Below are 19,413 nucleotides of genomic sequence, written 5' to 3'. Positions count from 1 at the left end.
GTGGCTATTCAAAAGCTGGACAATCGCACAGCCCGATTGCTGTTCATGGACCGTCATGCATTGGCAGAACAGCCTTCAGGGGGGGCCAAAGGGGCAGAGCTGCTGGATCTGATCCATCGGCTGGGTTTTGTTCAACTGGACAGTATCAACACGGTTGCGCGCGCCCATGATATGATCCTGTTCTCACGCAGGCCCAGCTATCGCGCGCAAAACCTAAAGCGCCTTTATGAACGCGACCGCGCGCTGTTCGAACACTGGACCCATGATGCCGCCGTTATTCCGATGGAATTCTACCGACACTGGCATCTGCGCTTTCAACGCGATGCTGAACTGCTGAAATCCCGGTGGAAGAATTGGCGACGCGATGGCTTCGAACAGCAGTTCCAAAGCGTTCTGAACCATATTCGTGATCATGGCCCTGTATCGTCGTCCGATGTCGGGAAGGACGAAAAGAAGGGCTCGGGCGGGTGGTGGGACTGGCACCCTTCAAAAACCGCGCTTGAATTTCTCTGGCGATCTGGCGCGTTGACGGTTGTCGGACGGCGCGGGTTCCAAAAACGATACGACCTGACGGAACGGGTGATCGACACGCATCTTTGCCCCGGCGATGCAGATATTGATGCGCCGGAAACAGTGAATTGGCTTTGCAACGCAGCCCTGGACAGGTTGGGGTTCGCCACGTCCGGTGAGCTGGCAGCATTCTGGGACACCGTCAGCGCAACAGAGGCGCGAGAATGGGTAAAGCAGGCTCTAAGACGGGGAGAAATTGAGGAAGTCGAAATCACATGTGCGGATGGGCAGACCCGCAAATTGGTTTCAAAACCGGTCTTGGCGGACACCAAGCCCCAGGCTGCCCCGCCGGGTCGCATTCGCGTGCTCAGCCCCTTTGACCCTATGCTGCGTGATCGAAACCGGGCCGAGCGATTGTTCGGATTTCACTATCGTATCGAAGTCTTCGTCCCCGAAGCGAAGCGTACCTATGGGTACTATGTCTTCCCGCTGCTTGAAGGCGACCGGCTTATAGGCCGGATCGACATGAAGGCTCATCGCGATCGGGGCGTTCTGCAAGTCAGTGCGGTGTGGCCAGAACGCTCGGTCAAATGGTCCGCGGCACGGACAAGTCGTTTGACCTCGGAGTTGGACCGGGTCCGCAGGTTCGCAGGACTGGATCGCGTGGAGTTTTCTACGGACTGGCTGAAAGAGCCTAAATAGAGGCTATTCAGGATCTGACAGCGTCAGAGAGATTGGCTGCAGCCCATCTATTCCACCCTCAAGAACGTCTCCGGGCGCAAGCGCCCCCACTCCGGCCGGTGTACCGGTCAGGATTATGTCTCCGGGTCGCAGATGGTAATATCCGGAAAGGTGACTGATGATCTCATCAATCTTCCAGATCAGTTCGTGCAAGGTCGCATCTTGCCGAACGTCGCCATTCACGCTGAGAAAAATACGTTTGTCATCCTCGGGCATCCAGCCCGAGGCGCGCGTCAGCGGGGCAAGAACGGTGCCATTTTCAAGGTCTTTGCCCAGATCCCAAGGGCGTTGCTTGTTACGCTCGCGGATCTGCAAATCCCGACGGGTCATGTCCAGAGCACAGCCATAGGCGTAGACTGCATCTGCGGCCTTGGCAGGTTTGGCTTTGAAAACGGGCTTTCCGAGCGCGACTGCCAATTCCATCTCATGATGAAAATTCTCGGTTCCGGACGGAAACGGCACGGTCGCACCGGACAGAACGGCATTGGCTGCCGATTTGGTGAAATAGAACGGCGCTTCGCGGTCAACCTCGTGGCCCATTTCCGCGGCATGGGCTGCATAATTGCGTCCGACACAGAAAATGCGACCGACGGGGTAAAAGGACGACTCCCCGTGGATCGGTACCTCGATCGGGTCTGGCAAGGAAAACAACGTATCAGACATCTTTGGCCCCTTCTTGCAACGCACTGGGCGCATCCTAATGATACACCCGGTCTGAACAAGCCAAAGCGACGTCCTGACCCGGGTTATTTTGTAGCCCTACATCTTGGAATGACAGATCGAAGCACTAAATCAAAGGTTGCAGACAACAAACAGACGTTGAATTGCACCCAGACCATTCTTGCCCGCCCAAAGCCCCAAGATAGGGCGGATTGCACAAAAGACCGGGTGCACCTGTTTCAGAGAACCGCGGTCGTGGCCCGCCCCCCCCAAGGGTCGCAACTTTCGCAATGTCGCCTCATTTCAGGTTGGCTGGTCCTCTGAAGCGTCGGTCGGACACAAAACACAAGTCTAAGTCCGACTCTCCCGCCAGGGGACACCAATCACCGCCTCTGGCGGGGCGCAGAGTAACCTCTCAGGTTTTGAGATCATAAAGATCGTTCAGAAGGTCCAGCAGCGTTTCATGCCTTTTGGGGCCCAATTGCGACTTTATCTCATCCGCCAGCCGGACTGTGACGTCGATATTGTCCCGGATGATCTGCTCACCCGTTGGCATGATCTCGACAATCTGTCGGCGCTTGTCGATTGGATGGGCACTGCGCCGGATCATTCCCTTAACCTCGAGCTTTTGCAAAATCCGTGTCAGGCTGGGCAACAACAGACACGCCCGGTCAGCAATCACCGTGGGCTCTTGTGGACCTTCCTCGTTCAGAACACGCAACACACGCCATTGCTGCTCGGTTACGCCGGCGTCTGCCAACATCTTCCGAATAGGGCCCATGACCCGTTCGCGGGCCCGAAGCAACGCAATCGGCAACGAGCGGGATGTCGATGGCAGGTCTTTGGTCATACGGAATCTTGACCGAAATCCAATAAGACTGCAACAGCGCGGAAAACCCCTTATTCAGAGCCTTGTTGCCCAGATTTGCCCGCAGCACCTTCGAACCCAATGCCAAATCTGATTGACCTTTTCCCCCGAATGGCCATCACTGTCAGGCGTTTCCACCACCGCCTTGGAGGCTCCGTGATGCCAGCCCCTGTAAACACATTCAAAGAAGCTCTGGCCAATGGGGATCGCTTGATCGGTTGTTGGACCAGCTTCGCCGAAAGCGTCACCGCCGAAATCATGGGAACCGCTGGCTTCGACTGGCTGGTAATCGACGGAGAGCATGCGCCCAACGATATCCGCTCAGTTCGTGACCAGCTAATGGCCTTGTCGGCCAGTGCCACACATCCGGTTGTTCGGGTGCCCGTCGGAGACACCGCGCTGATCAAAATGGTATTGGACGCCGGTGCCCAAACAATTTTGGTTCCCATGGTCAACAGCGCCGATCAAGCGCGCGAGTTGGTGCGCGCGTGTCGCTATCCACCAGAAGGGGTCCGCGGCGTCGGTGCCGGCGCCGCGCGGGCGACCGGGTATGGATCTTTCTCCGATTACATCCAGACAGCAGATGCGCAAGTCTGCCTATTGGTTCAGGTCGAAAACCGTGCCGGTATCGCCGCGCTTGATGATATTTTGAAAGTCGATGGCGTCGAAGGCGTTTTTATCGGTCCAGCGGACTTGTCGACGGATATGGGATACCAGGGCAACAGCGCGGCGCCGGAGGTTCGCGAAACGATTGCCGACGCAATCAGCCGAATCAAAAAAGCCGGCAAGGCTCCCGGAATTCTGGGCACTCATGAAGAGGCGACACAAAGCTACCTTGAGATGGGCGCACAATTTCTGGCTGTTGGAATCGACGTCATGATCCTGACGCAGGCGGCGCGCGCATTGGCGACGAAGTGGAAGACCCGGTAACGATCAGCTCTGCATCGCCGCAGCGGCCTGCGCATATCCACCTGACGCGCCATCAACGAAATGCACGTGGTCATCGCGGGTAGCTGAAGGCACAAAACAGGTCATCATCGCCTCGTCCTGTGCGTGCAAGCCGTAACGCACCTTGCCGCGCCCGCGCGCTTGTTCCAGCATCATCTGAATTTGCGCCAACGTCGCAGGATCGCAATCCAGCGTCATTTTAAGCCCGTCGTCGAACTTTCGATAATCCGCATTCCGACTAACCATGCGTTTATAGTGATCCGGCTCAAAGTTACCCAGCCGTTTGCCGGACCGAAACAGCAATGCGATCAGCAAATTCTGTACCAACAGTTTGAGCGTTTGACCAACAAGGCTGCCGCCGGCGCGCGAGACATGGGCATCAATGCTCAGACCAGGTGGTGGCCATCCGATCGGTGGGCCGTTCTCCGGTACCGGGTGACCCGCGCGCTCCAACCCTTCGGCTGCAGACAGAACCGATTGGGCGAGGTCGGCAAAATCCGCCTCGGTGGCGTGCGGCGTGGGTTCCACGACCAGCGAAACGATCTGCCCATGCTGCGCCCTAACGTTGGACCACCGACATGAAAGACCGGTTAGATCAGGGCGCGCACCGGGGTCGGCCTCGGGCACCATAAAGTGACCGGCCTTCATCTGTGTTTCCGCCCAAGCAAGCCCCCCGCCCGAGAACATCGCATAGTCGACCCCGTCCGATGGTGCGAAACGGGCGACGCGCAGGTCTTTGCCCGCCTTGCGGATTTCGGCCACCGTCACCAATGCTGCGCGCAGCGGAATGGAAAACTCTTCCTCAGCCCAGCGCCTCATGGCGGCCAGAACCTCGCGGGCCGCTTCAGCTGCACTGGCGGGCACGGCAAAGCCTGCGCCGTCACCACCGAAGACATACGGAAACTCGCGCCCGCTCATGGCGTTGATCATCGCTGAAATAACCGCTGCCCCGACGGTATTGACCGTTTTGTAGCGTCCCTGCGCGATCTGCCCGGTCGAGTCGACAATGTCCGCAACACCAACAACCCAGTCACTGGGAATGGCCGAAAACCGCTGAGGGTCGGCCAAACGGGTAAAGTCCCGCAGCAAGGGCAGGCTGTCGTAAAACGCGACCTGAGCGTCCTTCATAATAACCTCTTGTCGAAATTATCCCTGAACATAAACCGATTGTGGCACCTGTCCCGCGAAATCGTCATTACACACATGCTTGTGTGCGGAGTCCTGCCGTGCCAAGCATAGCCGGTTAGCCGCGGGGGAGAGTGTCATTTCATGAAAGCAGGTTTGGTCGTGTTGTGCCTGGGCTATGTGCTCAGCCAGTTTTTTCGCGCGTTTTTAGCCGTACTCAGCGTCGATCTAGGCCGGGATATCGGCGCCACGCCAGAGGACCTCGCCTTTGCATCGGGTCTTTGGTTTTTGGTCTTTGCCGCCATGCAACTGCCGGTGGGCTGGGCGCTGGATCGGGTCGGGCCGCGGCTGACCTCGACTGTTTTGTTGCTGGTCGGTGGCGCAGGCGGCGCACTGATCTTTGCCGTGGCCAGCACGCCTTTTCATGTCGCCCTGGCCATGGGGCTGATCGGAGTGGGATGCTCGCCGATCCTGATGGCGTCTTACTTTATCTTCGCCCGCGAATACCCCCCGGCCCGTTTCGCCACGCTGGCCGCCCTGATGCTGGGTGTTGGGTCGGTCGGAAATTTGGTCGCCTCCTACCCCACTGCGCTGGCCGTTGAGCTGATGGGTTGGCGCGCCACAATGGTCACTTTGGCCCTGTTTTCGGGCGTGATCGCCATCGGCATCCTGTTCACAGTTCATGATCCCAAACGCGTTGAAACCGACCACAAGGGATCGGTTCTGGATCTGCTGAAGCAACCCGCACTCTGGGCCATCCTGCCGCTGATGTTGGTGGCCTATGCGCCATCGGCTGCAACCCGCGGCCTTTGGGCCGGACCTTATCTAAGCGATATCTTCGCACTCAGCACAACACAGATCGGAACCGCCACTCTGATCATGGGCGCGTCGATGATTGCGGGCACCTTCGCCTATGGCCCGCTTGACCGGATATTGGGAACGCGGAAATGGGTGATCTTTGGCGGTAACGCGCTGGGCGTGGTCGCCCTGACCCTGTTGTGCCTGTGGATCGACAATGCGGTCTGGTTGTCGGTAGTTCTAATCTCGGTCATCGGGTTCACCGGGGCCAGCTTTCCTGTCATCATGGCCCATGGCCGCGCCTTTGTTCCTCCACACCTAGTGGGCCGAGGCGTGACCCTGTTGAACCTGTTCGGGATCGGAGGCGTCGGCCTTGCCCAATTCGTCACCGGCCGCGTCCACGCGGCCACGGTAGACATCAGCCCCTCTGCACCCTACACAGCGATATTCGGCTTTTTTGCCATCTCGCTTGCCATTGGCTGCGTGATCTATCTATTCAGCCGGGACAGCGTCGACTGACGCTAACCCCGTCAGGAGAGCCCATGTCTGACCCGCGCGTCATTGCCCCCAATCTCAAACGCAGGCTTTCGGGCGTGACGGCAACGATTGCGCGGCTGGTGCCGTTGCAGGTGCAATGGATCGACATTGCAGCCACCGGTCCGGGCCTGCCTGCCGATATCCCGCATATCCCGCTTGGCCGCCTGCCCTTTCTGTCGCGCAAAACCCTGCGCGTCTGGCACGCGCGTCGCAATACCGAGATGCTGTTGGGTCTGTTCCTGCGCAACATCCTGCGGTTGCGGCTGAAACTGCTGTTCACCAGCGCGTCGCAGCGGGCGCATACGGGCTATACCAAATGGCTGATCGACAAGATGGACGCTGTAGTCGCCACCTCGCGCAAAACCGCCGGGTATCTGGATCGGGATGCACAGGTGATCATGCATGGTATCAACCTGCAGGATTTTACCCCGCCCGAGGATAAAACGGCCGTTCGCGCCCGGTTGGGCCTGCCTGATGGCCTCCTGCTGGGCTGCTATGGCCGCATCCGCCACCAGAAGGGTACTGACGCCTTTGTGGATGCAATGATCGACCTGTGTGGCCGCTTTGACGATGTGCATGGCATCGTCATGGGCCGCGCCACGGAACAACACACCACCTTTCTGTCCGAATTGAAAGACAAGGTCGCGGTGGCGGGCCTGTCCGACCGCATCCTCTTCATGCCCGAGGTTACAGTCGACCAGATCGCCGAATGGTATCAGGTTCTGGACCTCTTCATCGCACCCCAGCGGTGGGAAGGCTTCGGCCTGACCCCGTTGGAGGCGATGGCCTGCGGCGTACCCGTCGTGGCCACCGATGTCGGTGCGTTCTCTGAGATCGTTACTGACCCGTCATTGGGCCATGTGGTGGAGCCAGGCAATATCCCGGCCTTGGCCGATGCCGCAGCCCGGATGCTGGAAAACCGCGATTCCCTAGCGCAATCCGGCCGCGCCGCCCGTACCCATGTCGAGCAGAATTTCGACATCAACGGCGAAGCAAAGACCCTTGTCGCCCTCTACGAACGGCTTTTGACCGACACCTGAGGCGATGCGCCGCGTCAAATCGGTGTCATCGGGCGGAATCTGACCCGAAAACCCTTTTTTCTTTGCCGCAACGCAGCTATGAACGCGCGTCCTTAACTTTGGAGACATGAAATGGGCTATCGCGTCGTTGTCGCCGGCGCCACGGGTAACGTGGGCCGCGAAATGCTGAACATTCTGGCAGAACGCCAGTTCCCCGTCGATGAACTTGCCGTGCTGGCAAGCCGTCGTTCGCTGGGTACAGAAGTTAGCTTTGGCGACAAGACACTGACCACCCAGGACATCGACACCTTTGATTTCACCGGCTGGGACATGGCGCTGTTTGCCATCGGCTCGGACGCAACTAAGGTTTACGCGCCCAAGGCGGCTGCGGCGGGTTGTGTGGTGATCGATAACTCGTCGCTCTATCGCTACGACCCCGACATTCCGCTGATCGTGCCGGAATGTAACCCGCAGGCGATCCACGACTATAAAAACAAGAACATCATCGCCAACCCCAACTGCTCGACCGCGCAGATGGTTGTCGCTCTGAAGCCGCTGCATGACCGCGCCAAGATCAAGCGCGTTGTCGTCTCGACCTATCAGTCGGTCTCGGGCGCGGGCAAAGAGGGCATGGATGAGCTGTGGGATCAGACCAAAGCGGTCTATAACCCCACAACCGAGGTTGAACCCAAGAAGTTCCAGAAGCAGATCGCCTTCAACGTCATCCCGCAGATCGACGTCTTCATGGAAGACGGCTCGACCAAGGAAGAATGGAAGATGGTGGTCGAGACCAAAAAGATCGTCGATCCGTCGATCAAGGTCACTGCAACCTGCGTTCGCGTTCCGGTCTTTGTCGGCCACTCCGAGGCCGTGAATATCGAGTTCGAGGAATTCCTGGACGAAGACGAAGCCCGCGACATCCTGCGCGAGGCACCGGGCATCATGGTGATCGACAAGCGCGAGGCCGGTGGCTACGTCTCGCCTATCGAATGCGCGGGCGATTTCGCGACTTTCATCAGCCGCATCCGTCAGGATTCAACCATCGAGAACGGCATCAACCTGTGGTGCGTGTCCGACAACCTGCGCAAAGGCGCCGCCCTTAACGCGGTGCAGATCGCCGAACTGTTGGGCCGTGAGGTTCTGAAAAAGGGCTGAGGTCAGGCTACAACCACAGAGAAACCCCGCTGTCGATGCAGCGGGGTTTTTTTGTTTCGACGCACCGTTTGCATCACAGAACCCCAACAGGGCAGCGGACTAAACCCCAACCGTCATCGACTCCGACAGCTTTCAAAGCTGATACGAGACTTTCGGAGAGGAACAGGAGTTCGGGAACTTTCGGATCGATCCAGATGTCGGGACCACCCAAAGCTTCTGGAGCAACTACAAGCTCATGTTCCCGTCCAATTCGAGGACGGAAAACTACTCCAGAACGGCTACTTAGAGGAGCTGTTCTGTCTCCTAACGGCCCCAACGCCTCTTGGTTCCCCATCGACCGTTTATTGCACACATTCAGTATGTAATACGGCTCGTCCGTGGTTGCATGACCCGCCGGAGCCTGCAATCTGATCGAGTGGAAATAGGTTTCACCCAGATCGAACTTTTCCAGAACCGCTTTGGCCGAATTCGACAGCACCGGTAGACCACCCCCGTTCATAAAACTCGGGGTTGGATTGCCATCCTGAGAGCCATAGTACCAGACATCCCCGACTTCGGCGTCGGTCAACCGCTCTCCTTTACGGACTTACTCGTAAGTCCCGTCAAACAACTTGTCATATTTTTCTTGAACATCTTTGGGTTGGGCGGCCAACCAATGCCGTTCATATTCCCTCCGCGTCATCGGAGTTACGCCAACTGAGTCGTTCCAAGTCGTAGAAATCCAGACGTGGAAATCCCACCCGAAGGATCATTTTCATCAATCATTTTCACCGCCTAAGACCAGATCAAAAACCGCAACCAAAAGATCTAATGGCACCCTACACTGTAAGGTGCATCAAAAAAGTTCACAAAAAAGAGGCCCGGAAAAGGCCCCTTGCAATCGTATCGTTCTCATCGAAAATCAAACAACCACGAACTTCTTTTCATGTGGGTCATAGCATTGCAGCCCGCCCTCTCCGATATCGGTCCACAGCCCGTGCAGGCTCAGTGATCCGTCCTCGACCGCCGAAGCAATGAACGGGAAGGTCAGCAGGTTTTCCAGCGAGGCGACAACCGCGTGGCGCTCGAATTGGCGCGCCTGGTCCGTGCTGTCCTCGATATCCGCTACCAGATCATATTTCGGCTTAAGGATATCCATCCAACGCCCCACAAAGCTGTCTTTCGCTTCAAGCTGCGGGGCCTGTCCTTTGCACATGTCGATACAGCCCTGAACACCGCCACATTGCGAATGGCCCAGAACGATCAGATGCGCCACTTTCAGCGCAGTTACAGCGTATTCGATTGCTGCGCTGGTGCCGTGGTGGTCTCCGTCCGGGGCATAGGGTGGAACCAGATTGGCAATGTTTCGGTGAATAAAAAACTCACCCTGATCGGCTCCGAAAATCGAAGTCACGTGCACCCGGCTGTCACAGCAGGAAATGACCATGGCGCGCGGGCGCTGTCCTTCGGTGGCAAGACGCCGGTACCAGACCTGATTTTCCGAATACGTCGTAGCTTTCCAGCCGTGATATCGCTTGACCAGATAGTTCGGCAAAGGTTTGGCGCGATCCATTTTTATGTCCTTAGTCTTGTGTCTGACGAGTGCTGTAACCTGAATTCGCCGAAAATTCGAGCCATTATCCCAGTGCGCTGCAAGGTTTTGCAAAGGAATTCCGCGCAACAGTCAATCCACGCCGTGGGGGCGTTTAGAATTGGGGTAAATGTGGTGGAAAAGATAGTCACACTTGAACACAAGGAATCCGTCCGTCTGGATCCGGACCAGTTGAATGGTCTTTGCGGGCAACTGGGTGATCAGAATGCACTGGACGTGCTATGCCGCACAGTCGAGGAATTGGCCGTGCGCTTGTCGAATTGCGAACGCTACTGGCGGCGGCGTGATTGGACCAGCTTGCGCAAATGTGCGCGTTCCCTGGTGGCGATTTCCGAACAGGTCGGCATGACTGCGCTGGCGCGCGTGGCGGGCGATGTGGCGCATAACGTGGATATCGGCGATGCCGTCGCCACCGGCGCAACCCTGTCGCGCCTGATCCGCGTGGGTGAGAAATCGCTGACCGTTATTTGGGACCAGCAGGATCTTTCGGTCTGACGGGGCTTGCGGACGGATCGTGGACGGATAGGCTGGGCGCAAACCGAACCAGTTGAGATCCCCATGACCCTGTCCTTTGCCTCCGCCTCTGACCCGTCCCTGCCATTGCACGTGATCGCGCAGCCCGATCTGGAAAGCTGGCTTTCGGATCAGCCGGGATCTATGGCTGCTTGGGTGGAAAACAGCGGGTTCACGGCCGGTTTGGGTCAAACGCTGTTGATACCCGATGCAGACGGTGCCCCGTCCATGGCGCTGGCGGGCTATGGCAAGCCTGCGGGTCGCGCACGCAAACGGTTCCCGCTGGCCGCCGCTGCCGAAGCTTTGCCCAAGGGCACGTATCACATCGCTTCGGGCCTGCCAGACGACGTGGTTGAGACCGAATGTCTGGGATGGTTGCTGACAGGGTATAGTTTTGACCGCTATGCCAGCCAATCCGCTGCCAAGGCCCGCCTTATCGCCCCGGACGGCGTGGATACCACCCGGTTGGAGATTGTTGCCAAGGCTGAGGCATTGATCCGCGATCTCGTCAACACACCTGCATCAGATATGGGGCCGGATCAGTTGCAGGCCGCTTCTGAAGCGCTGGCGCAGGAATTCGGCGCATCCTGTTCAGTAATTGTGGGCGATGATCTGTTGAACCAGAATTTTCCCATGATCCACACGGTGGGTCGTGCGGCCGCGCAGGCTCCTCGTCTGATCGAGATGAACTGGGGTAACGCGGGGCCGAAACTGACTCTGGTCGGTAAGGGTGTCTGTTTCGATACCGGCGGGTTGAACCTTAAACCCGGTGCATCAATGGGATTGATGAAAAAGGACATGGGCGGGGCAGCCAATGTGCTGGGTCTGGCGCGGATGATCATGGCGCTGAACCTGCCGTTGCAACTGCGTGTCCTGATCCCAGCGGTTGAGAATTCGGTGGCCGGGAATGCATTCCGACCCGGCGATATCCTGGCTTCGCGCAAGGGCCTTTCGGTCGAGATCAATAATACCGATGCCGAAGGGCGTCTTGTTCTGGCAGACGCGCTGGCGCTGGCGGATGAGGGGCAACCAGACCTTGTGATTTCGATGGCGACATTGACCGGCGCAGCACGCGTGGCGGTAGGAACCGATCTTGCGCCGTTTTACACCAATGATGACGACGTGGCGGATGCCCTGGCCCGCGGCGCGCGTCAAGCAGCCGATCCGGTCTGGAGAATGCCTTTTCACGAGCCGTATGAAGGGATGATAGAACCTGGCATCGCCGATCTGGACAATGCGCCGGCTGGTGGGTTTGCCGGGTCAATCACCGCCGCTCTGTTCCTGCGCCGCTTTGTGGGTGACAACCGTTATATGCACTTCGATATCTTCTCGTGGCAGCGCAGCAAGGAACCGGGGCGCAGCAAAGGCGGTTTGGGACAAGGTCCACGCGCCCTGCTGGCCGCCTTGCCCGAGATGCTGAACCTATGACGCGACATAGCATCATCAAACCGGTCGTCGATTTGATGCGCGCGCCCGATGGCCCTCGGGATCGACAGCTTTTATACGGGGACACTGTCGCGGTGACCGATGCCGCAGATGGATGGAAGCAGATCAAAGCGGACAAGGATGGATACCGTGGCTGGGTCCGCTCGAACCAGCTTGGTCTGCACGTTCCTGCTACCCATTGGATCACTGCACCGGCGACGCATATCTACGCGCAGCCGGACATGAAAAGCCCGGATTCCGCGTCGCTGAGTTTCGGCAGCAAGATAACCGCCAGTTCCGAGAAAAATGGGTTTCTGGAAACTGGTCTTGGGTTTATTCCCGCTGTTCACGCCAAACCTGTCAGCGTCACCCTGACCGATCCGGTCGCCGTTGCCGAACTGTTTTTGGGCACACCGTACTTATGGGGTGGCAACAGCCGGTTTGGGTTGGATTGCTCGGGCCTGGTGCAGGCCGGAATGCTGGCCTGCGGAATGCCCTGTCCTGGCGATAGCGGGGATCAAGAGCGTGAAGTTGGCAGAACGCTGCCCGACGGTACACCGCCCCAACGTGGCGATCTTTTATTCTGGAAAGGCCATGTTGCATGGGTTTACGCTGAGGACATGCTTCTACATGCCAACGCCTTCCACATGGATGTGACGTTCGAGCCGATGACGCAGGCGATCGCGCGTATCAAGGATCAGGGTGACGGGCCAGTGACCAGCCATAAAAGGCTCTAATCAAGGTCAACCGAACGGATCAGCTTGCGTTCCAATACCCGCAGCACAGTGCGCAGATCATGGCCGCGCTTCAGGATACGGCCATCCATGCCCACCACCGAATACATCCCCTGTTTTTGCCGCAGGCGCGGGTGCTTTTCGACCCGATAGATCGGATGTTCAGCCGTGCGGCGAAAGATGGAAAACACTGCCATGTCGCGCAGGTTGGAAATGCCGTAGTCCCGCCACTCTCCGGCGGCGACCATCCGGCCATAGACGGACAGGATATGCGACATCTCGTGGCGGTTGAAGGCGACGGGCATCTGGGCCGAGTTGCCAGAGAACCGGCTAGGAGGCTGCATGTTCATGCGTTAAGCCTTGCCGGAAAACGCGTCTGAATCAAGCCCACCCAACGCAAGGTGTGGTAATTTTGAAGCGACCTAGCGTCTGCGCCCCACTTGCCGGCAGATCAGAATAACCGGCAACAGCCCCACAGCCAGAATAACCAGCGACGGCACCGCAGCCCCCTCAAGCCGTTCGTCCGAGGCCAGCCGATAGGCTTGCACCGCCAGTGTGTCAAAGTTGAACGGGCGCATGATCAGGGTCGCTGGCAGCTCTTTCATCACGTCCACAAACACGATCAGCAGCGCGGTCAGCAGCGATGGTGTCAGAATCGGCAGGTGCACGCGGCGCAGCGTGCCCAGCGGGCTTTGTCCCAAGGACCGAGAGGCCGCGTCCATATTGGCGTGTACCGTGCTTTGACCGCCCTCATAAGCGCTGAGCGCAGCGGCCAGGAACCGGACCATATAGGCCGCAACCAGCAGCCAGATCGAGCCGGTGACAAGCAACCCGGTCGAGATATCGAAGGTCTGCCGCATCCACGCATCCAGAGCATTGTCGAAACTGGCAAAGGGCACGATCAGTCCGACGGCGATAACTCCGCCCGGCACTGCATAGCCCAGTCGCGCCATATAGCCAGCGCCCGAGGATACCCGACCAGGGCGCAGGCGCTGAAAGAACCCGACACAGATCGCAGCAAACACTGTAATCACCGCGGCCGTCCCCGCCAAAGTCAGCGAGTTCTGGATGAAGCCGATATAGCGCCGCGACAGCAGGTTCTGCTCTGATTCCATCCCCATCTGAACCAGAATGAATACCGGCAGCAAAAAGCCCAACAGTACCGGAATGGCGCATAGCGTAAACGCCGCCGCCGCCTGCCATCCTTTCAGTTGGGCCGAGGGCAGCGATGCTTGGCTTTTGCCCGCCTGGTAATATTTCGCTTTGCCGCGTTGCATCCGTTCAGCCACGGCCATCAGCAGTGCAAAACCCAGAAGGCACAACGCCAGTTGCGCGGCGGCAGCACGATCTCCGATGGAAAACCAGCTGGTGTAGATGCCGGTGGCAAAGGTCTGCACGCCGAAATAGGCGACGGTGCCGAAATCGGCGATGGTCTCCATGATGGCCAGCAATACACCCCCGGCAATCGCCGGGCGCGCCATTGGCAACGAAACGTGCCAGAAAGCCAGCCACGGGCTTTTGCCCAGCGCGCGCGCAGCCAGAAAGGCGCTGGCGCTTTGCTGCAGAAATGCCGCGCGGGCCAGCAGATAGACATAAGGATAAAGCACGAGGATCAGCATTGCCGCTGCACCCTCGGTCGAGCGGATCTCGGGGAACCAGTAATCACGCGGACCCCAGCCGGTTATGTCGCGCAGGGTGGTTTGGACGATACCGGGGTGGTCCAGAATGAACGTATAGGCATAGGCCAGAACATAGGCCGGAAAGGCCAGCGGCAGCACCAGCGCGATTTCCAGAAACCTCACGCCGGGAAAACGGGTCATCGTCACCAGCCACGCCGCACCGACACCAATGGAAAACGTCCCTATCGCCACCAAAACAACCAGCACCGCAGTGGTCAGCGCATAGCCCGGCAAGACCGTTTCCATTAGGTGAGAGATCGTGTCCGTCCCGCCCGTCACCGCCGCCAGAACGACGGCCAGCATAGGCAGCAGACAGGCCGCCGCCACCAGACAGGCCACTGTCGCCACCAACCGGGTGCCCAACGCGCCGCGGTTGCGCGTTCCGTGTTCTGAGAATTCGACGTCGGCCATGATCCCGGCTTGTTACTGGCTAAGGCGCAAGTTTCGTCTTTAATCGACCAAAACGGTCGGAAACACCAGTGGGCAGGGGTACAAATCTGCGGCACATACTGCCGCAGACCTGCTTGGCGTCATTCGTAAACGCGCTGATCCTCGATCACCAACCCATCCTTGGGCAGTGATCCCGGTGCGACGACCTCGATCGCGCCTTTCAGTTTCAGCAGCTCGACAACCGATTTGGCATAGGCCATGTCATCGCCACCGGGGCTTTCGATCTGAACGGTCATCATGTCCATCTCACCCTGGCGGGCGGCAATGACGCGAGCTTTGACGATCTCGGCATGTTTATCGACCAGTGCGGCCACCTGTTCGGGGCGCACAAACATACCCTTGATCTTGGTGGTCTGATCGGCGCGGCCCATCCAGCCCTTGATCCGTGCATTGGTGCGCCCGCAAGATGACTGGCCGGGCATGATCGCCGATAGATCGCCTGTCGCGAAACGGATCAGCGGATAGTCGGGGTTCAATGAGGTCACAACGACCTCACCCACTTCACCCTCTGCCACCGGGGTACCGGTGCCGGGGGTCACGATCTCGACAATGACATGTTCGTCGATGATCATCCCCTCCATTGCGGGGCTTTCGTAGGCGATGTTACCCAGATCCGCGGTCGCATAGCATTGCAGGCACGAGATTCCACGATCCGCGTATTCCTGCCGCAGTGACGGGAACAAGGCCCCGCCCCCTACAACGGCGGTGGTGAAATGAAGCTGGACGCCCATCTCATCCGCCTTGTCCAGTATGACCTTCAGGTAATCCGGCGTCCCGGCATAGGCAGTGCAGCCCACATCGCGGGCAGCAGTCACTTGCAATTCGGTCTGGCCGGTGCCTGCGGGCAGAACAGCTGCCCCGACCGCGCGCGCGCCGCTTTCAAAGATCATACCCGCGGGCGTCAGGTGATAGCCAAAGCAATTCTGAACGATATCGCCCGGCCCCACACCAGCAGCGTGCAGGAATCGGCCCATGCGCCACCAGTCGGGATCGGTGCTGCCCGGTTCGTAGATCGGGCCCGGAGATTGAAACACATGGTGGAAATGCCGTGCGGGTTTGACGGTGAACCCTCCAAACGGAGGACGTGCAGCCTGTGCCTGCGCCAAGTCTGATTTGCGCAGCACCGGTAGTTTGGGCAAGTCCTCAACCGATGCGACACCATCTGTCTCCACATCCGCCAGATGCGTTTGGAAACCCGGGGCAGACAGGGCCCGTGCAAGCTGCTTTTGCAGCGCCTCGGCCTGATCGGCGGCGCGTTTGTCGGCTGATCGGGTTTCGAGTGCGTCGAAATAGGTCATCGCCAGATCCTCCATCCGCTTACAGCCACCTCTTGCGGCGGCGATAGGACCGCACATCGCGGAAGCTTTTGCGGCCCTCATCAGACATACCGAGGTAGAATTCCTTCACGTCCGGGTTTTCGCGCAGCTCCGCCGCCGGACCGTCCATCACCACACGACCCGATTCCAAGATGTAGCCGTAATGCGCAAACCGCAGCGCCACGTTGGTGTTCTGTTCGGCCAACAGGAAGGACACACCCTCTTTCTCGTTCAGGTCCTTCACGATGCCGAAAATCTCTTCGACCAACTGCGGGGCCAGACCCATCGAGGGTTCGTCCAGCAGGATCGTCTCGGGTCGTGACATCAATGCGCGCCCCATGGCGACCATCTGTTGCTCACCGCCCGAGGTATATCCGGCTTGGGATTTGCGGCGTTCGGCCAGCCGCGGGAAATAGGAATAGACAAGCTCAAGGTCTTTCTGAATCGCAGCCGCACCGTCCTTGCGGGTATAGGCACCGGTCAGCAGGTTTTCCTCGACCGTCAGGTGTTCGAAACAATGGCGGCCTTCCATAACCTGGATGACGCCCTTTTCAACCAAATCCGCCGGATCGCTTTCATGCACGCTGGTCCCGCGATACTTGATCGTCCCTTTCGTGACCTCGCCCCGTTCCGAATGCAGCAGGTTCGACACCGCCTTGAGCGTTGTCGTTTTGCCCGCCCCATTGCCACCCAGCAAAGCGGTTATCCCGCCCTTGGGCACGGTCAGGCTGACGCCTTTCAAAACGAGGATCACGTGGTTGTAGATCACCTCGATATTGTTGACCTCAAGCAGGGTTTCAGCCTGCACTTCGGTGTTTTGAGCCGCATCCAGCATCAGTGCGTGTCCTCAGGCTTGTGTTGGGGTCGGGGCGGCGTCAATGCGCCACCCCGTTTTTCAGAAGATCGGATCAGCAACGTCCGTCGATTTTGTTCTCGGTCGCATAAGCGCTCGAGTCTTCGTTGATCAGCGGGCCGATCACGTCGCCATCGGTGGCCTTGAACTCTGAAATCAAGCTCCAGGTCTTGCTGGCCGCGTCCCATTGGGTCACGCCAACCAAAGCGTCCCCGCCGTGGTTTTCGCACGAGACCGAGAAGGCTGGACCAAAGTTGGGCAGACCCAGTTCGGTCATCTTGGCTTCGGTGATTTCCAGCGCTTCCATACCGTCGCGCATCATCGCAGGGGTGATGTCGTCGGTGCCGTGGATTTCCTGCGCTTTCTTGGCAGCTTCGGCGGCCAACATAGCGGCATAGAGACCGCGGTTATACAGAACCGTACCTACCTGATCGCCCGCACCGGCAGCCTTACCGGCGTCGACCACATATTTCTGCAGGTCGTCAAAGACCGGGAAATCGGTGCCCACGTTGTGGAAGGTCAGTGCCTTGTAGCCGTTGGCGGCTTCACCCGCAGGCAGCACGTCATTCTCGGAACCCGACCACCAGATACCGATGAAGTTTTCCATCGGGTAGCGGATGTTGGCAGCTTCCTGAACAGCGACCTGGTTCATCACACCCCAGCCCCACATCAGGACGAAGTCGGGACGATCGCGGCGAATTTGCAGCCATTGGGATTTCTGCTCCTGACCTGGGTGATCAACGGGCAGCGCAACGAGCTCAAAGCCATGCTTTGCCGACAGCTCTTCGAGTGTGCGGATCGGCTCCTTGCCGTAGGCCGAGTTGTGATAGACCAGCGCGATTTTCTTACCGCTGAGGTCGCCGTTGTTCGACTCCAACAGATAGTTGATCGCACCCGAGGCCCCATCCCAGTAGTTCGCAGGATAGTTGAAGGTATGGCTGAACACGTCACCGTTCTTGGCCGAGGTACGCCCGTAACCCATCGTGTGCATCGGAATGCCATCTGCGGTGGTCTTGGGGATCAGCTGATAGGTAATGCCGGTCGAAAGCGGCTGATACACCAACGAGCCTTCGCCCTTGGTCGATTCATAGCATTCCACACCTTTTTCAGTGTTATAGCCGGTTTCGCATTCGATCACCCTGGTCGGAACTCCTCCGATCCCGCCATCGCGTTCATTCAGCAGTGTGAAATAGTCGGCATAGCCATCCGCAAACGGGATACCGCCCGCCGCATATGGCCCCGTACGATAACTAAGCGACGGAAAGACGAGGTCGGCCATAACCGGACCTGCCGCCATTACAGCGCCCAGCGCCATGGTTGCCAGTTTCAATTTCATCGGGTGTCTCCTCCCTTGGTTTGTCCGATGGTGAGCTCGGGCGTGTACCACCCGTTATGTGATTGGGCCGACCCGCTAGTGCGGGAATGGCCAGAGTCTCAGTTTTTCTTTCGCCACGCGCCACAGTTGCGCCAGACCATGTGGTTCAAGGATCAGGAACATGATGATCAGTCCGCCGACGATGACGAGATTCAAATGCGCCACGATATCGGTGGGCCAACCCAGCATGTCCGCACCGACGACCTTCAGCACGACTGGCAGCAGAACAAGGAACGCAGCCCCCGCGAAAGACCCGAAGATCGAGCCCAGCCCGCCGATAATGATCATGAACAGCACCAGGAACGACTTCTGGATGCCAAACACTTCGCCGACCTCGACCGCGCCCAGATAGACCGCAAAGAACAACGCACCCGAGACGCCCACAAAGAACGAACTGACTGCAAAGGCCGTCAACTTTGCCCGCAGGGGGTTAACGCCGATGATCTCTGCAGCGATGTCCATATCGCGGATCGCCATCCATTTTCGCCCGGTCGTTCCGCGCGTCAGGTTGCGGGCAATCACGGCACAGACTGTCAGGAAGATCAGGCAAAACAGGTAGGTGGCCCAGGCTGGTGCATTCGGACCTGTGATGATGATACCAAATACTTCCCGTTCAGGCGCGTTGATCTGACCCGAGGCTGAGTAGTTGTAGAACCACGGCACGCGGTTAAACAGCCAAACCAGGAAGAATTGCGCCGCCAGCGTCGCCACGGCCAGATAGAAGCCCTTGATCCTAAGGCTTGGCAAACCAAACAAAACACCCACCAGCGCGGTAATGCCACCCGCAAGGATAACATGGATGAACATGCTGACATCAGGGAAGGCCGTCATCAGCTTATAGCAAGCGTAGGCCCCCACAGCCATGAATCCGCCTGTCCCCAACGAGACCTGACCGCAATAACCCACAAGGATATTCAACCCGATCGCTGCAATCGCATAGATCAGGAAAGGCAAAAGCAAAGCGTTCGCCCAGTAGTCGTTGATGATGAACGGGATGATCCCAAATGCCACCGCCAGCACCACATAGTACCGATACCGGTCGAACTTGATCGGGAAGGTCTGGCTGTCATCCACGTAAGAGACTTTGAAGTCCCCTGCTTCACGATAGAACATGTC

The 19,413-nt window shown here is 58.4% G+C and carries 19 protein-coding genes; 8 read left to right on the top strand and 11 right to left on the bottom strand.

Annotated features, from left to right (window positions below):
• Positions 1 to 1,212 carry a winged helix-turn-helix domain-containing protein gene (locus AC2TAD_RS16670; RefSeq protein WP_480869003.1) on the top strand — a complete coding sequence of 404 codons (1,212 nt, stop codon included), beginning with the start codon at positions 1 to 3 and terminating at the stop codon, positions 1,210 to 1,212.
• Between the two features lie 3 nt (positions 1,213 to 1,215).
• On the opposite strand, the gene AC2TAD_RS16665 is transcribed toward AC2TAD_RS16670, so the two are convergent.
• Both AC2TAD_RS16665 and hpaR read right to left on the bottom strand, forming a co-directional pair.
• Positions 1,216 to 1,914 (bottom strand): fumarylacetoacetate hydrolase family protein, encoded by a 699-nt coding sequence (locus AC2TAD_RS16665; protein ID WP_480869002.1) that lies wholly within the window; start codon positions 1,912 to 1,914, stop codon positions 1,216 to 1,218.
• 412 nt (positions 1,915 to 2,326) lie between these two features.
• Positions 2,327 to 2,761, bottom strand: a complete 435-nt coding sequence (gene hpaR / locus AC2TAD_RS16660; RefSeq protein ID WP_480869001.1) for a homoprotocatechuate degradation operon regulator HpaR — start codon at positions 2,759 to 2,761, stop codon at positions 2,327 to 2,329.
• Positions 2,762 to 2,938: 177 nt separating this feature from the next.
• Here hpaR and AC2TAD_RS16655 point away from each other — a divergent pair, with 177 nt between their 5' ends.
• Positions 2,939 to 3,709, top strand: coding sequence for an HpcH/HpaI aldolase family protein (locus AC2TAD_RS16655; protein ID WP_353392594.1), 771 nt, complete (start codon positions 2,939 to 2,941; stop codon positions 3,707 to 3,709).
• A 3-nt stretch (positions 3,710 to 3,712) separates the two neighbouring features.
• Here AC2TAD_RS16655 and AC2TAD_RS16650 read toward each other — a convergent pair whose 3' ends face one another.
• Positions 3,713 to 4,855 (bottom strand): DUF3095 domain-containing protein, encoded by a 1,143-nt coding sequence (locus AC2TAD_RS16650; RefSeq protein WP_353392593.1) that lies wholly within the window; start codon positions 4,853 to 4,855, stop codon positions 3,713 to 3,715.
• Positions 4,856 to 4,996: 141 nt separating this feature from the next.
• Here AC2TAD_RS16650 and AC2TAD_RS16645 point away from each other — a divergent pair, with 141 nt between their 5' ends.
• The 3 genes from AC2TAD_RS16645 to AC2TAD_RS16635 all read left to right on the top strand — a co-directional run bounded on the left by AC2TAD_RS16645 (position 4,997) and on the right by AC2TAD_RS16635 (position 8,361).
• Positions 4,997 to 6,169, top strand: a complete 1,173-nt coding sequence (locus AC2TAD_RS16645) for an MFS transporter (RefSeq protein WP_170724650.1) — start codon at positions 4,997 to 4,999, stop codon at positions 6,167 to 6,169.
• Between the two features lie 23 nt (positions 6,170 to 6,192).
• Positions 6,193 to 7,227 (top strand): glycosyltransferase family 4 protein, encoded by a 1,035-nt coding sequence (locus AC2TAD_RS16640; RefSeq protein WP_480868999.1) that lies wholly within the window; start codon positions 6,193 to 6,195, stop codon positions 7,225 to 7,227.
• A 111-nt stretch (positions 7,228 to 7,338) separates the two neighbouring features.
• Positions 7,339 to 8,361: an aspartate-semialdehyde dehydrogenase gene (locus AC2TAD_RS16635; protein ID WP_480868998.1), complete on the top strand. Its 1,023-nt coding sequence runs from the start codon at positions 7,339 to 7,341 to the stop codon at positions 8,359 to 8,361.
• Between the two features lie 73 nt (positions 8,362 to 8,434).
• On the opposite strand, the gene AC2TAD_RS16630 is transcribed toward AC2TAD_RS16635, so the two are convergent.
• Both AC2TAD_RS16630 and AC2TAD_RS16625 read right to left on the bottom strand, forming a co-directional pair.
• Positions 8,435 to 8,929, bottom strand: a complete 495-nt coding sequence (locus AC2TAD_RS16630; protein ID WP_480868996.1) for an imm11 family protein — start codon at positions 8,927 to 8,929, stop codon at positions 8,435 to 8,437.
• A 333-nt stretch (positions 8,930 to 9,262) separates the two neighbouring features.
• On the bottom strand, positions 9,263 to 9,913 hold the full coding sequence (locus tag AC2TAD_RS16625) for a carbonic anhydrase (protein WP_170355681.1): 651 nt from the start codon (positions 9,911 to 9,913) through the stop codon (positions 9,263 to 9,265).
• Positions 9,914 to 10,066: 153 nt separating this feature from the next.
• Between AC2TAD_RS16625 and AC2TAD_RS16620 the strand changes: the two genes are divergently transcribed.
• The 3 genes from AC2TAD_RS16620 to AC2TAD_RS16610 all read left to right on the top strand — a co-directional run bounded on the left by AC2TAD_RS16620 (position 10,067) and on the right by AC2TAD_RS16610 (position 12,627).
• Entirely contained in the window at positions 10,067 to 10,447 is a 381-nt protein-coding gene (locus AC2TAD_RS16620; protein ID WP_480868995.1) for a hypothetical protein, read from the top strand.
• A gap of 63 nt (positions 10,448 to 10,510) precedes the next feature.
• Positions 10,511 to 11,893 (top strand): leucyl aminopeptidase family protein, encoded by a 1,383-nt coding sequence (locus tag AC2TAD_RS16615; RefSeq protein ID WP_480868993.1) that lies wholly within the window; start codon positions 10,511 to 10,513, stop codon positions 11,891 to 11,893.
• On the top strand, positions 11,890 to 12,627 hold the full coding sequence (locus AC2TAD_RS16610) for a C40 family peptidase (protein ID WP_480868992.1): 738 nt from the start codon (positions 11,890 to 11,892) through the stop codon (positions 12,625 to 12,627). Before AC2TAD_RS16615 ends, AC2TAD_RS16610 begins: the two co-directional genes overlap by 4 nt.
• On the opposite strand, the gene AC2TAD_RS16605 is transcribed toward AC2TAD_RS16610, so the two are convergent.
• From AC2TAD_RS16605 to AC2TAD_RS16580, 6 genes are all read right to left on the bottom strand, one after another.
• The gene (locus AC2TAD_RS16605; RefSeq protein ID WP_209195876.1) at positions 12,624 to 12,974 is read right to left on the bottom strand and encodes a DUF2794 domain-containing protein; all 351 of its coding nucleotides are present in this window, start codon (positions 12,972 to 12,974) and stop codon (positions 12,624 to 12,626) included. The two genes, AC2TAD_RS16610 and AC2TAD_RS16605, sit on opposite strands and share 4 nt — an antisense overlap.
• A 72-nt stretch (positions 12,975 to 13,046) precedes the next feature.
• Positions 13,047 to 14,714 carry an ABC transporter permease gene (locus tag AC2TAD_RS16600; protein ID WP_480868989.1) on the bottom strand — a complete coding sequence of 556 codons (1,668 nt, stop codon included), beginning with the start codon at positions 14,712 to 14,714 and terminating at the stop codon, positions 13,047 to 13,049.
• A 119-nt stretch (positions 14,715 to 14,833) separates the two neighbouring features.
• Entirely contained in the window at positions 14,834 to 16,051 is a 1,218-nt protein-coding gene (locus AC2TAD_RS16595; RefSeq protein ID WP_480868988.1) for a phenylacetate--CoA ligase family protein, read from the bottom strand.
• A gap of 19 nt (positions 16,052 to 16,070) precedes the next feature.
• The gene (locus tag AC2TAD_RS16590) at positions 16,071 to 16,904 is read right to left on the bottom strand and encodes an ABC transporter ATP-binding protein (RefSeq protein ID WP_170755462.1); all 834 of its coding nucleotides are present in this window, start codon (positions 16,902 to 16,904) and stop codon (positions 16,071 to 16,073) included.
• Positions 16,905 to 16,977: 73 nt separating this feature from the next.
• Entirely contained in the window at positions 16,978 to 18,258 is a 1,281-nt protein-coding gene (locus tag AC2TAD_RS16585; RefSeq protein ID WP_170355675.1) for an ABC transporter substrate-binding protein, read from the bottom strand.
• A gap of 75 nt (positions 18,259 to 18,333) precedes the next feature.
• Entirely contained in the window at positions 18,334 to 19,410 is a 1,077-nt protein-coding gene (locus AC2TAD_RS16580; protein ID WP_170355674.1) for a branched-chain amino acid ABC transporter permease, read from the bottom strand.
• Positions 19,411 to 19,413 lie beyond the last annotated feature (3 nt).

The organism is Ruegeria sp. HKCCD7628, from assembly GCF_057221005.1.
Note: the sequence above shows the minus strand (reverse complement) of the source record. Positions and strands in the feature narration are given on the sequence as shown.

Coding starts and splice junctions, on each gene's coding strand:
- AC2TAD_RS16665 (WP_480869002.1), bottom strand. CDS start 1,914: ATGTCTGATACGTTGTTTTCCTTGCCAGACCCGATCGAGGTACCGATC.
- hpaR (WP_480869001.1), bottom strand. CDS start 2,761: ATGACCAAAGACCTGCCATCGACATCCCGCTCGTTGCCGATTGCGTTG.
- AC2TAD_RS16655 (WP_353392594.1), top strand. CDS start 2,939: ATGCCAGCCCCTGTAAACACATTCAAAGAAGCTCTGGCCAATGGGGAT.
- AC2TAD_RS16650 (WP_353392593.1), bottom strand. CDS start 4,855: ATGAAGGACGCTCAGGTCGCGTTTTACGACAGCCTGCCCTTGCTGCGG.
- AC2TAD_RS16645 (WP_170724650.1), top strand. CDS start 4,997: ATGAAAGCAGGTTTGGTCGTGTTGTGCCTGGGCTATGTGCTCAGCCAG.
- AC2TAD_RS16640 (WP_480868999.1), top strand. CDS start 6,193: ATGTCTGACCCGCGCGTCATTGCCCCCAATCTCAAACGCAGGCTTTCG.
- AC2TAD_RS16635 (WP_480868998.1), top strand. CDS start 7,339: ATGGGCTATCGCGTCGTTGTCGCCGGCGCCACGGGTAACGTGGGCCGC.
- AC2TAD_RS16625 (WP_170355681.1), bottom strand. CDS start 9,913: ATGGATCGCGCCAAACCTTTGCCGAACTATCTGGTCAAGCGATATCAC.
- AC2TAD_RS16615 (WP_480868993.1), top strand. CDS start 10,511: ATGACCCTGTCCTTTGCCTCCGCCTCTGACCCGTCCCTGCCATTGCAC.
- AC2TAD_RS16610 (WP_480868992.1), top strand. CDS start 11,890: ATGACGCGACATAGCATCATCAAACCGGTCGTCGATTTGATGCGCGCG.
- AC2TAD_RS16605 (WP_209195876.1), bottom strand. CDS start 12,974: ATGAACATGCAGCCTCCTAGCCGGTTCTCTGGCAACTCGGCCCAGATG.
- AC2TAD_RS16600 (WP_480868989.1), bottom strand. CDS start 14,714: ATGGCCGACGTCGAATTCTCAGAACACGGAACGCGCAACCGCGGCGCG.
- AC2TAD_RS16595 (WP_480868988.1), bottom strand. CDS start 16,051: ATGACCTATTTCGACGCACTCGAAACCCGATCAGCCGACAAACGCGCC.
- AC2TAD_RS16590 (WP_170755462.1), bottom strand. CDS start 16,904: ATGCTGGATGCGGCTCAAAACACCGAAGTGCAGGCTGAAACCCTGCTT.
- AC2TAD_RS16585 (WP_170355675.1), bottom strand. CDS start 18,258: ATGAAATTGAAACTGGCAACCATGGCGCTGGGCGCTGTAATGGCGGCA.
- AC2TAD_RS16580 (WP_170355674.1), bottom strand. CDS start 19,410: ATGTTCTATCGTGAAGCAGGGGACTTCAAAGTCTCTTACGTGGATGAC.